We start from the raw sequence: 14446 nt of genomic DNA, 5'->3' as shown, positions 1-14446 counted from the left end.
TCTGGTTAAGATGATTAAGATTACGATAAGTCGCACGAAACTAGGAAGTATCCAATCATTTAAAATGACTGGACATGCCAATTATGCGCCACATGGACAAGATCTTGTCTGTGCTGGAACTACAGCGGTTGTGTTTGGTTCTATAAATGCAGTGGAAGAACTTTGTAATGTGCAGGCAACTATTGAACTCGGAAGTGATGGCGGATTCTTGACGTATGAATTGCCTAATGATTTAGACGTTCATGCAGCAGAAAAAGCACAAATACTTTTAGAAGGATTGGTTGTTTCACTTAAGACGATTGAACTTGATTACGGAAAGTATATCCGTTTAATAGAAAAAGTGCAGGAGGTGTAACGTATGTTAAGATTAGATCTTCAGTTTTTCGCATCTAAGAAAGGTGTAGGTAGTACAAAGAACGGTCGTGACTCTCAGTCAAAACGTCTTGGTGCTAAACGCGCAGATGGTCAAACGGTTTCAGGTGGTTCAATTCTTTACCGTCAACGCGGTACAAAAATTTATCCAGGTGTTAACGTTGGTCGTGGTGGCGATGACACTTTATACGCGAAAGTTGACGGCGTAGTACGCTTTGAGCGTCTTGGTCGTGACCGCAAACAAGTGAGCGTATATCCTGTTGCTCAAGAAGCATAAGAACTCACGGAAAACTCTAACCTGAGTGCAGGTTAGAGTTTTTCTATATTAAGGGGTATCTAAATGAATGAAAAATGGACAATTATAGATGCGTTGAGCCACTCAAGACATGATTGGCTTAATCGTTTGCAGATGGTTAAAGGAAATCTTTCCCTTGGAAAAGTGGAAGAGATTCATATGCTCATCGATCGTTTTGTCCAAGAAGCGAGACAAGAATCCAATCTGATGGGGCTATCAATGCCTTTATTTTCAGAGTGGATTTTAACATATAATTGGAAACAGCAACCGTGCTTATTGGAGTACGAAGTATTAGGGAAATTACATAGCTTATCTCATCTAGATGAGACTGTATGTACATGGACGAATCAGTTTTTCTTAATGCTTCAGCATAGTTTAGACGTATATGTTGAAAATTATGTTTGTATCACAATTGAATGTGACGCGGAGAATGCTCGTTTCTTTTTTGATTTTCGTGGAAAGCTAACGAATGTAGAAGAACTACAAACGTGGCTTGCGAACCAAAACAATAAATGGTATTCCATTTCTTATACAGTACGAGACGAAGAAGTCTCAGTTATATTACAACTAATCGAAAAAAGTGTGGTGAAATAATGTTTGTAGATCAGGTCAAGATATATGTAAAAGGCGGCGACGGTGGTAACGGAATGGTTGCGTATCGTCGTGAGAAGTATGTACCTAAAGGTGGCCCAGCAGGTGGCGACGGTGGTAAAGGTGCAGATGTTGTTTTTGTTGTTGAGGAAGGCTTACGTACATTAATGGACTTCCGCTACCAACGTCATTTCAAAGCTGATCGCGGTCAGCACGGAATGAGTAAAGGGCAGCACGGTCGTAAATCTGAAGATTTAATCGTAAAGGTTCCACCAGGAACAATAGTGAAAGATGAAAAAACAGGTGAAATTCTTGCCGATTTAGTAACGCATGAACAAACAGCTGTAATCGCAAGAGGTGGCCGTGGTGGCCGTGGTAACTCACGTTTCGCAACAGCGACGAACCCAGCGCCAGAAATCGCTGAGAACGGGGAACCAGGTCAAGAACGTGATGTCACGCTAGAACTTAAAGTGCTAGCAGATGTTGGACTTGTTGGATTCCCAAGTGTAGGTAAATCTACATTATTATCTGTTGTATCATCAGCGCGTCCGAAAATTGCAGAATATCACTTTACAACAATCGTTCCGAATCTTGGTGTTGTTGAAACTGGTGATAACCGCAGCTTCGTTATGGCTGACCTTCCTGGACTAATTGAAGGCGCACACTCCGGCGTTGGACTTGGACACCAATTCTTACGTCATATCGAACGTACACGTGTAATTGTGCACGTTATCGATATGTCTGGTTTAGAAGGACGTGAGCCATATGAAGATTATGTCACAATCAATAATGAACTAAAAGAATACAATATGCGTTTAACTGAGCGTCCACAAGTTGTTGTTGCAAACAAAATGGATATGCCAGATGCAGAAGAAAACTTACAAGCATTTAAAGAGAAATTGGGAGACGAAGTGAAAATTTTCCCAATCTCAGCTGTAACGAAACAAGGTGTTCGTGACTTACTATTTGAAGTAGCGAACTTATTAGAAACAACACCAGAATTCCCAATGTACGATGATGTAGAAGAATCTGAAGCAAGTGTAATGTACAAATTTGAATCTGAATCTAATTTTGAAATTACACGCGAAAGTGATGGTACATTTGTTATTTCTGGTTATGACATTGAGAAAACATTCAAGATGACAGACTTCTCACGTGATGAATCTGTACGCCGATTTGCTCGTCAAATGCGTGGAATGGGTATCGATGAAGCCCTTCGTGCACGTGGTGCAACAGACGGAGATATTGTAAAAATTCTTGAATATCAATTTGAATTTATCGATTAAGACTGCCGAAATATGGCGGTCTTTTTTTTTCACTATTTGAGTTCAGTAAAGATCCGATTCGTATAGGCGAACTATAAGTCGATATAGGAAAAAATCCCCATTGATTAAAGTTTCAATTTATAATAGAAAAAGGAGTGATTTTAGAAGAATATTTTATGGGGAGAAAAGGAACATGTATAAAATATTAATTGTAGAAGATGATGAAAAAATTGCAGAAATATTAGAGGAGCATTTAGAAAGGTATGGATATCAATCTTTCAGAGTAAGCGATTTACGTCATATAAAAGATGAGTTTGTAAAAGTAAGTCCTCATCTTGTGTTACTTGATATTAATTTGCCATACTTTGATGGCTTCTACTGGTGCCGCCAAATCCGCATTGTATCGAATGCGCCAATTATTTTCGTGTCTGCAAGGACAGGGGAAATGGATCAAGTGATGGCGATTGAGAATGGCGGGGATGATTATATTACAAAGCCGTTTCATTTAGATATCGTAATGGCAAAGGTGAAGAGTGCACTTCGCCGTGGGTATGGTGAGTATGCTTTGGCCGCGGAAAGTGACTGTTTAGGTGTTAATGGATTGTTATTATTCCCATCACAGCACACAGTAGAGTGGAAAGGGCAACAAACTGAACTTACAAAAAATGAATTTTATTTATTAGAATGTTTAATGAAACAAGCGAACCAATATGTAACACGTGAAGAGCTGTTAGAGGCTTTATGGGATGAAGTAGCTTTTGTTGATGATAATACATTAACTGTGAATGTAAAGCGTGTAAGGAAGAAACTTGAGGAGTTAGGCATTAAAAATGCAATTGTCACAAAGCGTGGGTACGGTTATGCTCTTCTTACCGAGTGGGGCGAAGGGCATGAAGGTTAAAAGCTACCTTATAGACCGTTTTTCCTTAATCCTTTCTTACATTATAAGCCTTTGTTTATTTGGGCTCGTATTGCAGTTACAAAGTCTTTTAGAAAAGCGTTCGCTGGACTGGAGTACATGGTTATACGGACTGTTATTAGGGACAGTTGTGTTTAGTGTATACCTTATTTACGATTACCGAAAACGAAGTGTGTTTTTAAAGAGAATAGAACAGTATATTGCCGGTGGACATACATTACATGACTCTTTACTTATCGATACTTCTTATACGTCAGAGCAAGAACTGGTTGTTGAAGCGTTTACGCTATTAAGGCAGCAATATATGAATGAAGTTCATAAACAGCATGCAAAAGAGCAACAGCAAATGATTTTCATGAATCAATGGATCCATCAAATGAAAACACCAGTATCCGTTATTGAATTATTGTTACAGAAATATGGTAAGGAACACCGTGAAGCAAGGGGAACGATTGAAAGTATTCGTGAAGAAAATAACCGTATTTTAAATGGGTTAGATTTAGCGTTACATATGGCAAGGTTAGATCAGTTTTCGAAAGATTATAAAGTAGAAGTAGTAAATGTTATAGAGGTCATTCGAGATATTATTAATGAAAATCGAAAGTCGTTCATTCAATCTTCTGTATTTCCGAAAATGATGTTTGAAGAAGAGACTTGTATGATTGCGTCTGATAGAAAGTGGCTTAGTATCGCTATGAGCCAAATTGTTGTGAATGCAATTAAGTATACAAAAATTTCAGAAGCAGAGAAAAAAGAAATTCAATTTCAAATTGAAGAGAAGGATCAAAACGTATTACTGCATATTAGGGATAATGGAATTGGTATTCCAGAGCAAGATGTAAAGCGTATATTTGATCCGTTCTTTACGGGAATAAACGGCCGTAAAACAAGGGAAGCGACAGGGATGGGTTTATATATTACGAAGGAAATCTGCGGTAATTTACATCATGGAGTGTATGTACAATCAACTGAAGGGGAAGGAACAACAGTTACGTTCCAATTTGCAAAAGATGAAGAATATCATGCATTAATGAGAAAAATGACAAAATTGTAAGATAACAAATGGTTTTGTAAGGGAAATCACTCGTTTCTTTTTCTTATTTTTCTTATAGTAAATGTAAGAAGAAAACACATAGGGGGATTAGAAATGAGTGTTCTTGAAGTAAAAGGGTTAACAAAGGTGTATCAATCAAAAGGTTCAGTAGCGACGACTGCTTTAAATGATATAAATTTTAAAATTGAAGAAGGCGAATTTGTAGGAATTATGGGGCCTTCAGGAAGCGGAAAAACAACGCTTTTAAATTTATTAGCGACAATTGATAAGCAAACTTCAGGTCATGTGCTTGTAAATGGTGAAGAAATTAATCAAATGCGTGCTGCAAAATTGGCGGAATTTCGCCGTACACATCTAGGATTCATTTTCCAAGATTTCAACTTACTGGATACGTTATCCATTAAAGAAAATATTATTTTGCCGCTTGTAATGGCGAAGAAATCTGTAAAAGAAATTGATGCGAAAGTACTTGAAATTGCGAGGTTTTTAAACATCGAAGAAATTTTAAATAAAAAAGTATACGAAGTATCAGGAGGACAGCAACAACGTGCAGCTGCTGCAAGGGCGATTATTCATGAACCAACATTAATTTTAGCGGATGAGCCAACGGGAAACTTAGATTCTAAGTCAGCGAAATCATTAATGGGAGCACTTCAAGATTTACATGAGCAAAAGAAAGTAACGATTGCAATGGTAACGCATGATCCGGTAGCGGCTAGTTATTGTGAACGTATCCTCTTCATACGTGATGGAGAGATCTTCTCAGAAATACATAAAGGAAGAACGAAACAAGCCTTTTTCCAAGAAATTTTGGACGTACTTGCGATGCTAGGGGGGGAATATCATGAACTTTCGCCAGCTCGCGCTTAACAATGTAAAAGGAAATTGGCGTAATTATAAAGCGTTCCTTATTAGTAGTTGTTTATCGATTGTCGTATTTTTCATGTATGCTTCCTTCATTTATCATCCAGATGTCGTAAGCGGTAATATTAGTATGAAGACGATGATTTCAAAAGGATTAGAATCGATGAATTATATTGTAGTCATCTTCTCAGCACTCTTTATTTTATATGCGAATTCAACGTTTTTACGAGCAAGAAAAAAAGAATTCGGTTTATTAACATTAATAGGTGGAACGAAGTCTCAGCTCGGCCGAATGATTATATTAGAGCAACTGATGTTAGGTAGTATTGCAATTGTAGTAGGTATTGGGATTGGAATGCTTTGTTCAAAACTTTTCTTCCAAGCACTCAGTGTCTTACTGGAAATTGATAAAACACTGCCGCTTGTGTGGAATGGAAAAGCAGTTCTTATTACAGCTGGCATATACTTTATCCTCTTTTTAATACTATCATTGTTTAGTGTTTGGACAGTAGGCCGCTTGCAAATTATTGATTTATTAAGAGAGGCAAGAAAACAAAAAGTAGAGCCTTTTGCATTTACATGGTTAGGTGTAGCCGGTATAGGCTGTATTATTGCGGCGTATATACTTTGTTTCCAAGTAACAATTATGAATTTTATTATGTATTTCTTACCAATTGTAGGACTGACAATTGGCGGAACGTATTTATTATTTACACAAGGTAGTACAGTCGTATTAAAAGCATTGCAAAAAAGAAAACAATCTTTTTATACGTATCCAAATATGTTTGTCCTTAGCAATCTTATTTATAAAATGAAAGATAACGCTCGTTTTCTATTTGTCATTTCTATCATTACAGCAGTTGTTTCTTCAGCGGTTGGTACGCTTTATGTATATTTTGAAAATATGAGTGCGAAAACGGTAGACCTTACGCCCCATGCTATTTCATATGAAGAAAAGGGTATAAATACGCATACCATTATTAACGAGGAGAAAGTACAAGGATTATTAAAAAAGAATGGGTTTGAAGATGCAAGAAAAATAACCTACGTAAAACTACCTGCTACGCAGAAAATAACGTTTTTTAACAGTGAACATGAAGTGCCAACAGCGATTGTTTCAGAGAAAGAATATAATGCGGAAGTACGCAAACAAAAAAGGGAAGAAGTTAGAGAAGTTCATAATGCACCAGGTAGTGCGACGATGATCATGAGTGATATGACAAATGATCTAGTGAAGATAGATCGTACGAAGCCATATGAAATTACAATTAATGGACAAAAACAGCCTGTTCAGTTAAATGAACCAACTTCATATTCTGTGTTTAATGATGACGAATATCTTATTGTGAATGATCTAGATTTTGAGAAATATGCAAAGCTCGTACCAGATGGAGAAAAGACGAAATATTATGGTTATTATATTGAAGATTGGAAAAGTACCGAAAATCTTGTGCTAGATTTAAAAAAGGAAATTGCGCCAGAAAAGCAAGGAGAACTGAAAAATTCAGTGTTTGCTTATAAAGATATAAGAGAATCCGGAGCGATTACAATGTTCATCGGTTTCTTCGTAGCAGTACTGTTCTTCTTCTTCGCTTGTAGCATGACATACTTTAAATGGTTTAATGATAAAGAACAAGATCGTATTCAATTTAAGTCATTAAAAAGAATTGGTATGACAGATAAAGAAATTCGTAAAATTGCAATTCGACAAATGGGTGTTATCTTCTTTATCCCAATTTTAATCGGTACAATTCATAGTGGATTTGCTCTTCATACGTTAGGGAAAATGCTTTATATCGATTTATGGAAATCAGGTGCGATTGTAATAGGTGCATATATTTTAGCTTCTGCCATTTACTTTATGATCGCTCAAAGAGGATATTTAAAACACGTAAAAAGCTAGGGAAACCTCTAGCTTTTTACGTGTGTAGTAAGTTACAGGAGGACGATAGATGAACATTCGGCAACTAGCGCTGCAAAATATAAAGGGAAATTGGCGTAATTATAAAGTGTTTTTCTTAAGTAGTTGTTTTGCCATATTTGCTTCTTATGCATACATGTCTGTCATTGTACATCCGTATATGCAAGAGACGATGTGGTATCAAAACGTACGCTGGGGACTTATCGTATGTAACGTTATAATTATTTCTTTTTTCGTTATATTTATTTTGTACTCTACTTCTATTTTCATAGAAGCACGTAAGAAAGAATTAGGATTATATATGTTAATGGGAGCGAAGAAGTCTAACGTAATAGGAGTGATTATGACCGAGCAAATATTGATTGGAATTTTTGCTAATATTTTCGGTATTGGGATTGGCATGATCTTTTTGAAACTCTTTTTTATGGTGTTTAGTATGTTACTTCGTCTTCCGAAAGAACTCCCTGTCATATTTGACGTGAGAGCGATTGGTGTAACGTTTGTTACATATATGGTCGTTTTTATTCTGTTATCTTTTATAAGTGCTTTACGTATATGGAATATACAAATCATTCGGTTATTGAAAGAATTTCGAACAGATAAAAAAGAGAAGAAAACATCAAAGTGGCTTTGTTTATTCGGTTTTGCTTGTTTAGGAACGGGATATGCGCTAGCGCTACAAGTGACGATGCCAACGATAGCGTTATACTTTTTCCCTGTGTCTATACTTATCTTTTTTGGAACGTATTTTTCTTTTACACATGGTGTTAGCCAATTGTTAGAAGTGATAAAACGAAATAAAAAGATTATATATACATATCCGTATTTATTTATAGTAAATCAATTGTCACATCGAATGAAGGAAAATGGTCGCTTTTTCTTTCTAATGTCCATGGCAACGACGTTTGTAGTTACGGCGACAGGTACGGTATTCTTGTATTTTTCTAGTATGCAAGATATGTGGCGGGATGGGGGCACACACTCATTTTCATATATAGAAAAAGGTGTTTCTTCCCATGAAGTCTTTGAGGATGGTGCGGTTGAAAATTTACTGCATCAATATGGGTATGATGATTTTCAATCTATGAGTTTTGTTGGATTGCATGCATCCTTTCAGTCTAATAAGGGAGAAACAGAAGTCGCGCCGCTTATAAAGGAAAGTGAATACAATCAAGAGGCGAGAAAACAAAAACAGAAAACGTATCATCCTAAAAAAGGAACAGTTACACTTGTTTATTATAATAAACGCAATCATCCGAATTTATATAATCAAAAAGAGATTCAATTGCAAGTAATGAATCAAACGTATCAATTCGCATTTAACGGTCAGAAAGAAGGGGTGCAATTTAACTATCATCCCGCGCGCATTAATGGTCTGTTTTTTGTCATGAATGATGAAGATTTTGACAGTGTAGCAAATAAAATTCCGGATTCTGAAAAAATGATATATAGAGGCTACACATTACCAAATATTGAAAATACGAAGAAATTAAATGAAGATTTACGGAAACATATGAAACAAGATAATAATGATGCATTTCGAAGTAATATGGAGTTATATGTGAATATGAAAGAGTTCGGCGATATTACTCTATTTGTCGGCTCATTCATTAGTATATTATTCTTCCTTACATCATGTAGTATCGTATATTTTAAATGGTTTCATAATATTGCATCGGATCGTAAACAGTATGGTGCGCTCTCTAAACTTGGAATGACGAAGGAAGAAGTGTGGAAAATTTCTCGTTGGCAATTATGTATGCTATTTTTTGCACCTATTATAGTAGGGAGTATGCATAGTGCAGTTGCGTTATATACGTTTCATAATACTCTTTTTATGGACGGATCATTAAGAAAAGTGGGCTTGTTTATTCTGTTTTACATTGCTGCATGTATCATCTATTTCTTCTTCGCTCAAAGAGAATACAAGAAACATTTAGACTAGCGAATGCTAGTCTTTTTTTTAATATTCGAAATTCTCATAGAAGAATATAAAAAAGTATGGTATAACAGTAAGAAAACGAAAAAGAGGGAAAAGACGATGATTCGAGTAGGATATTTAGGACCAGAAGCGACATTTACAAATATGGCGGTGAGTCGTTTTTTTCCGGAAGCAGAGCATGTACCGTATCGAACGATTCCGGATTGTATTGATGCAGCTGCAAATGAAAATGTAGATTATGCGGTCGTACCGTTAGAGAACGCCATAGAAGGTTCAGTTAATATAACGGTTGATTATCTCGTACATGAGCAGCCACTTTCCATTGTAGGAGAAATTACAGTGCCAATTCAGCAACATTTACTCGTACACCCGCAGTACGAAGAAGTGTGGAAAGAAGTATACGCTGTACATTCTCATCCGCATGCCATTGCACAGTGCCATAAATTTTTAAATGAGGAATTAAAAGGCGTAACTGTTCGAGATATGACATCAACAAGCGCTGCTGCGCAATATGTGAAAGAACATCCTGCAGAAAAAGTTGCCGCCATTGCAAATGAAGCAGCGGCAGAAAAGTACGGATTAACAATTGTAAGGCGTGACATTCATACGCATAAAAACAATCATACGCGTTTCCTTGTTCTGCATAAGAAAAAGAAAGCAGTACTCCCAAACAACGGAGAAAATCGAGGTGAGAAAACGACGCTTATGATAACGTTACCTGCGGATTATGCAGGAGCGCTGTATCAAGTGTTATCAGCTTTCGCATGGAGAAAATTAAACTTATCAAAAATCGAATCTCGCCCGATGAAAACAGGTCTTGGAAATTACTTTTTCTTAATCGACGTAGATAAAGCATATGATGACGTATTATTGCCAGGCGTAATGATGGAACTTGAAGCACTTGGCTTTTCTGTTACTGTTTTGGGGAGCTATTCTTCTTATTGGTTGTAAGAAGTGAAGGTATCGGTATTTGTCGATAAGTCGATATTTCATGTCGAATCGCTGATATATTTTGAAAATCGCCGATATAATTAAAGAAGCGGTCGATATAATTTCATTTACTAGTATAATGATAGATTAATAAAATCCCACCTGCAAAAGGTGGGATTTGTTATTTTAACTTCGAAAGACGATCTTCTAATTGACCACGCCAAACATCAGCTAGTTCTGGGACAGCAAGAATCTTCTCAATGCCATCTTTATCTTTTCTATTATGAAAATAAATTTCGTTAGAGAACAAAACAGATACATTGTTTGATGGACGCTCTAGTAATGTGATTTTAGAATCTTTACGTACAGTACCTTCTTGAAGAACGCGGCATAAATAGCCAGTATATCCAGTTGCTACAATGCGTGGCAAAATGCCAGGAATGCCAAGACGTTTTGAAATTGTACTACAAGGTACGCGAGCTTGTGTTACTTGAATGATTGCTTCGCCTAGTTGATATGTATCTCCGATGCATACGTCACGCTCTAACATATTTGTTACTGTAATGTTTTCACCAAATGTGGAAGCTGGAAGTGTTGTTTGAAATTCTTCTTCCCATAGTGCGTAATGTTCATATGGATAAACACAGACAGCGCGGTCAGGTCCACCGTGATGTTTTAAATCCGCTACATCATCACCAAGGAATCCATCTTTTGAGAGAAAAGCCTCTTCTGTAAGTTCTTTACATATACCTGTTATCATTTCTTTATCTTCGTTATATTTCATTTGTTTCGGTTTACCGGTGCTAAAGTGAACGAGTTCAATTCCCATATTTAATACTCCTTTACAATTGTTTACAATATTATATCATCTACAAAATAAAAGCACAGAGAATGATGAAAACCTCTGTGCTTTACATTAATAAACGAGAAATCCAGCTTTATCTAGTGCATCACAAGCCGCATCTAATTTCTCCTTAGAATCTGCTTCAATTGTATGTAAGTGAATACCGTCTGTTAGTTGCGAAAGATAGGAAGCGTTTGTGTTTTCGATTTTTTGTAAATATTGCTCTACATCAAAGCGATTACTTACCATAATCGATGCTGTTAAGTCGCCGTATACAGGATGCTCAACTTTTACGTCTTTAATCGTAACGCCGTGGTCAACTAACATGGTAAGTTCTTGACGTACTTCTGCCGGTTTATGTTGGCATACGATTACGCGTTCAAAAGCTTGTTGTCTTGTTTGTGGTTTTAAATATAAATACCCTTGTGCAGTTGCAATAATTGGTTCATTTCGTGCTTTTAGTAAGGAAATGTCTTGAACGATAACTTGCCTACTTACGTTTGTCTTTTTAGATAGCTCATTCCCCGATAACGGTTCATTTGCAGCAAGAAGCCACTCGAGGATGAGTTGTCGTCTTTCTTCGCCTAAAATCTTTTTTTGATCGTTTTGTTTCATTATGATTTAACACCTCTATAAAATTGATTTCCAATTGTGTGTAGTGCATGAATAGTTGTATCAATTTGTTCTTTCGTTGTTTGATGTCCGAAAGAAAAGCGGACATATTGTTTTGCCTCTTCATACGTTTTTCCAATTGCAAGCATTGTTTTTGAAGGGTCTTGTTTACCGACTTGGCAAGCACTTCCAGTTGAAATGGCTATACCATGACGGTTACATTCTAACATTGTATACTGACCTTCTATTCCTTTTATTGTAACCCCAATAATATGTGGTAAACAAGAAGTAGAATGTCCTTTCACTTCAATTTCTAGAGGAAGTGTTTGTAATTGCCCTAAAAAATAAGATCGTAATTGTTTAAAACGAACGCTCTCTTCCTTTTGATTCTTTAATATATGCTCTGCGGCTGTTAAAAAAGCAGCGATTCCAGGAACGTTCACTGTACCAGGGCGAAAGCCTTTTTCATGAGAAGTTCCAGGGAATATTTGTTCCCAGCGAACTTGCGGATTTATATAGCAAGCTCCAACTCCTTTTGGTCCGTATATTTTATGGGCTGAAACAGAGAGACTATCAATCTCCATCGCTATAACGTCTATTGGAAGTTTACCAAACGTTTGAACACAATCCGAATGAAATAAAACATTATATTTTTTTAAAAGTGCTCCGATCTCTGCAATGTTTTGAACAGTTCCTATTTCAGAGTTTCCGTGCTGTATACTTGCTAGAACAGTATTTTCCGTAATAGCTGCTTCTAAATCTACTAAATGAATTATCCCACTTTTATCAACAGGAATCTCAGTAATCGTATAACCTTGCGATTGTAAGGAGTGAAAATAACTTCGAATCGATGCGTGTTCCATAGGTGTCGTAATAATGTGCTTTCCATTTCTAGCATTTAGAAGGGATTGAATCGCAAGGTAGTTAGATTCTGAACCGCCGCTTGTAAAGAATACACCTTGTTCCTTACCCCCAATCATTTCTGCAAATGTTTCTCTACAAACTTGTAATAAAGATGATGCGCTTCCGCCGATATCGTGTAAACTTTGTTCATTTCCGAAATATGTTTTTGCCGCTGCTATATATGTTTCTAAAGATTCTTCGCTCATAGGTGTTGTCGCTGCATAATCTAGATATATCATCATGTAATTTCCTCTCTTCAGTAAGAGTGACATTTGTTTTCGTTTTTAGAATGGTAGTGAAAATAAGAATTGTAAAAAAACTCTTGTCATTATTTTAAAACTATGTAAATATAGGTGTCAAGACAGTTGAAAAGTGTAAAGTAGGAGGCAACAATTATGCCAAGTGCAGATGTCTTGATTATCGGAAGCGGTGTTGCAGCGCTTCGTGTTGCGAAAGAGCTTTGTCACGAAAAGAATGTGATAATTATCACAAAAAAAACAGGACGTAATAACAATACACATTTAGCTCAAGGAGGAATTGCAGCAGCTGTTGCTACATATGACGATCCGAGTGGGCATTTTGAAGATACATTAGTGGCAGGTTGCCATTATAACAACGAAGAAGCAGTTCGTTATTTAGTTGAAGAGGGGCCGAAAGAAATAAGTAAGCTTATTACAAATGGAATGAAATTTGATGGGGATGAAAAAGGGCTCCACCTTGGTAAAGAAGGAGCGCATCGAAAACGGCGTATTTTACATGCAGGAGGAGATGCAACTGGTAAAAATCTATTAGAGCATTTAATACAAGAAGTAGTTCCGAATGTTACTGTCGTTGAGCATGAAATGGTGCTCGATTTTATTATAGAAAATAATAAATGCATAGGAGCTTTAACGCGAAATAGTGAAGGGAAGTTGAAGCGTTACTATGCTGATAATACGGTGTTAGCATCAGGAGGAATTGGTGGTTTGTACGCCTTTACATCGAATGATGAGACAATTACAGGCGATGGACTTGCGATGATATATCGAGCTGGGGGAGAACTTGTTGATTTAGAATTTGTACAATTTCATCCGACAATGTTATACGTGGACGGGCGATGTTGTGGTCTCGTTTCTGAAGCAGTCCGTGGTGAAGGAGCTGTCCTTATAAATGCAAAAGGACAGCGTTTTATGATGGATATACATCCCGGGAAAGATCTCGCACCGCGTGATGTAGTGGCAAGGGCTATTCATGAACAACTTCTTGCGGGTGAAACAGTGTACTTAAACATCGAAACCATTCAAAACTTTGAACAACGTTTTCCGACCGTCTCATCATTATGTACAAAGAATGGCGTTGATTTAAAAGGGAACCTTATTCCAGTCGTACCGGGTGCTCATTTTCATATGGGCGGCGTGAAGACAGATTGTGACGGAGAGACGTCCATTCCCAACTTATATGCGGTCGGTGAAGTGGCGTGTAATGGAGTTCATGGTGCGAATAGATTGGCGAGTAATTCATTATTAGAAGGTCTTGTGTTTGGAAGGCGAATAGGAAAACACATTTTAGCTAAACCAGCAGAGGAAAGAAAAAATGTGACGGAAGAGAGAGGGAAAAGTTTTATAGCTCTTAATGATTTACCGTTGAAAGAAGAAATAAAAGAATACATGATGAAGCATGTTGGGATTGTGCGAACTGAGAAAAAATTATCATATGCTCAGAGATGGTTTAGTAGGTACGGTGTGCGAAATATGATCTTACAATACGATGCACTGACAAATGAAGAGATAACGCTTATTAATATGTTAACAGTTTGTGAGCTTATAACAGTATCAGCTTTGCAAAGGGAAGAAAGTATTGGTGGTCATTATCGCATTGATTATCCAGAAAGAAATAGAGTAAAAAAAGAGATTATTCGAGTGAGAAGAAAACTACAACTTGTTTAATAAGGGGAA

The 14446-nt window shown here is 36.8% G+C and carries 14 protein-coding genes; 11 read left to right on the top strand and 3 right to left on the bottom strand.

The window, feature by feature from the left end:
* The first annotated feature begins 10 nt into the window (after positions 1-10).
* The 10 genes from EXW56_RS21265 to pheA all read left to right on the top strand — a co-directional run bounded on the left by EXW56_RS21265 (position 11) and on the right by pheA (position 10174).
* Positions 11-355, top strand: coding sequence for a ribosomal-processing cysteine protease Prp (locus tag EXW56_RS21265; protein WP_002112038.1), 345 nt, complete (start codon positions 11-13; stop codon positions 353-355).
* A gap of 3 nt (positions 356-358) precedes the next feature.
* Positions 359-649 (top strand): 50S ribosomal protein L27, encoded by a 291-nt coding sequence (rpmA, locus tag EXW56_RS21260; RefSeq protein ID WP_000944957.1) that lies wholly within the window; start codon positions 359-361, stop codon positions 647-649.
* A gap of 63 nt (positions 650-712) precedes the next feature.
* Positions 713-1261 carry a Spo0B C-terminal domain-containing protein gene (locus tag EXW56_RS21255; protein WP_215557506.1) on the top strand — a complete coding sequence of 183 codons (549 nt, stop codon included), beginning with the start codon at positions 713-715 and terminating at the stop codon, positions 1259-1261.
* Positions 1261-2544, top strand: a complete 1284-nt coding sequence (gene obgE, locus EXW56_RS21250) for a GTPase ObgE (RefSeq protein ID WP_002015378.1) — start codon at positions 1261-1263, stop codon at positions 2542-2544. Before EXW56_RS21255 ends, obgE begins: the two co-directional genes overlap by 1 nt.
* Before the next feature lie 172 nt (positions 2545-2716).
* Positions 2717-3424 carry a response regulator transcription factor gene (locus EXW56_RS21245; RefSeq protein WP_002112034.1) on the top strand — a complete coding sequence of 236 codons (708 nt, stop codon included), beginning with the start codon at positions 2717-2719 and terminating at the stop codon, positions 3422-3424.
* A complete protein-coding gene (locus EXW56_RS21240; protein WP_070139978.1) occupies positions 3414-4496 on the top strand; it encodes a HAMP domain-containing histidine kinase in 1083 nt (360 codons plus the stop codon). The genes EXW56_RS21245 and EXW56_RS21240 overlap by 11 nt, the downstream gene beginning before the upstream one ends.
* Positions 4497-4589: 93 nt before the next feature.
* Positions 4590-5366, top strand: coding sequence for an ABC transporter ATP-binding protein (locus EXW56_RS21235; protein ID WP_002015381.1), 777 nt, complete (start codon positions 4590-4592; stop codon positions 5364-5366).
* Positions 5341-7263, top strand: a complete 1923-nt coding sequence (locus EXW56_RS21230) for an ABC transporter permease (RefSeq protein ID WP_002112032.1) — start codon at positions 5341-5343, stop codon at positions 7261-7263. Before EXW56_RS21235 ends, EXW56_RS21230 begins: the two co-directional genes overlap by 26 nt.
* Before the next feature lie 49 nt (positions 7264-7312).
* A complete protein-coding gene (locus EXW56_RS21225; protein WP_199659374.1) occupies positions 7313-9226 on the top strand; it encodes an ABC transporter permease in 1914 nt (637 codons plus the stop codon).
* A gap of 96 nt (positions 9227-9322) precedes the next feature.
* A complete protein-coding gene (pheA, locus tag EXW56_RS21220) occupies positions 9323-10174 on the top strand; it encodes a prephenate dehydratase (RefSeq protein ID WP_002112030.1) in 852 nt (283 codons plus the stop codon).
* Between the two features lie 160 nt (positions 10175-10334).
* Here pheA and EXW56_RS21215 read toward each other — a convergent pair whose 3' ends face one another.
* The 3 genes from EXW56_RS21215 to EXW56_RS21205 all read right to left on the bottom strand — a co-directional run bounded on the left by EXW56_RS21215 (position 10335) and on the right by EXW56_RS21205 (position 12754).
* Entirely contained in the window at positions 10335-10982 is a 648-nt protein-coding gene (locus EXW56_RS21215; RefSeq protein ID WP_215557505.1) for an MOSC domain-containing protein, read from the bottom strand.
* Positions 10983-11069: 87 nt separating this feature from the next.
* Positions 11070-11612, bottom strand: coding sequence for a transcription repressor NadR (locus EXW56_RS21210; protein WP_002112027.1), 543 nt, complete (start codon positions 11610-11612; stop codon positions 11070-11072).
* Entirely contained in the window at positions 11612-12754 is a 1143-nt protein-coding gene (locus EXW56_RS21205) for an IscS subfamily cysteine desulfurase (protein WP_215557504.1), read from the bottom strand. The genes EXW56_RS21210 and EXW56_RS21205 overlap by 1 nt, the downstream gene beginning before the upstream one ends.
* 153 nt (positions 12755-12907) lie before the next feature.
* Here EXW56_RS21205 and nadB point away from each other — a divergent pair, with 153 nt between their 5' ends.
* Positions 12908-14437: an L-aspartate oxidase gene (gene nadB / locus EXW56_RS21200; protein WP_215596919.1), complete on the top strand. Its 1530-nt coding sequence runs from the start codon at positions 12908-12910 to the stop codon at positions 14435-14437.
* Positions 14438-14446 lie beyond the last annotated feature (9 nt).

The organism is Bacillus mycoides (assembly GCF_018742245.1).
GTDB classification, from domain to species: Bacteria; Bacillota; Bacilli; order Bacillales; family Bacillaceae_G; genus Bacillus_A; species Bacillus_A cereus_U.
The sequence above is the reverse complement of the archived record's forward strand: the minus strand, read 5'-3'. Positions and strand labels throughout refer to the sequence as shown.

Excerpts from the sequence above, each read along its gene's own strand:
- EXW56_RS21265 (WP_002112038.1), top strand. The coding sequence starts at position 11 with ATGATTAAGATTACGATAAGTCGCACGAAACTAGGAAGTATCCAATCA.
- rpmA (WP_000944957.1), top strand. The coding sequence starts at position 359 with ATGTTAAGATTAGATCTTCAGTTTTTCGCATCTAAGAAAGGTGTAGGT.
- EXW56_RS21255 (WP_215557506.1), top strand. The coding sequence starts at position 713 with ATGAATGAAAAATGGACAATTATAGATGCGTTGAGCCACTCAAGACAT.
- obgE (WP_002015378.1), top strand. The coding sequence starts at position 1,261 with ATGTTTGTAGATCAGGTCAAGATATATGTAAAAGGCGGCGACGGTGGT.
- EXW56_RS21245 (WP_002112034.1), top strand. The coding sequence starts at position 2,717 with ATGTATAAAATATTAATTGTAGAAGATGATGAAAAAATTGCAGAAATA.
- EXW56_RS21240 (WP_070139978.1), top strand. The coding sequence starts at position 3,414 with ATGAAGGTTAAAAGCTACCTTATAGACCGTTTTTCCTTAATCCTTTCT.
- EXW56_RS21235 (WP_002015381.1), top strand. The coding sequence starts at position 4,590 with ATGAGTGTTCTTGAAGTAAAAGGGTTAACAAAGGTGTATCAATCAAAA.
- EXW56_RS21230 (WP_002112032.1), top strand. The coding sequence starts at position 5,341 with ATGAACTTTCGCCAGCTCGCGCTTAACAATGTAAAAGGAAATTGGCGT.
- EXW56_RS21225 (WP_199659374.1), top strand. The coding sequence starts at position 7,313 with ATGAACATTCGGCAACTAGCGCTGCAAAATATAAAGGGAAATTGGCGT.
- pheA (WP_002112030.1), top strand. The coding sequence starts at position 9,323 with ATGATTCGAGTAGGATATTTAGGACCAGAAGCGACATTTACAAATATG.
- EXW56_RS21215 (WP_215557505.1), bottom strand. The coding sequence starts at position 10,982 with ATGGGAATTGAACTCGTTCACTTTAGCACCGGTAAACCGAAACAAATG.
- EXW56_RS21210 (WP_002112027.1), bottom strand. The coding sequence starts at position 11,612 with ATGAAACAAAACGATCAAAAAAAGATTTTAGGCGAAGAAAGACGACAA.
- EXW56_RS21205 (WP_215557504.1), bottom strand. The coding sequence starts at position 12,754 with ATGATGATATATCTAGATTATGCAGCGACAACACCTATGAGCGAAGAA.
- nadB (WP_215596919.1), top strand. The coding sequence starts at position 12,908 with ATGCCAAGTGCAGATGTCTTGATTATCGGAAGCGGTGTTGCAGCGCTT.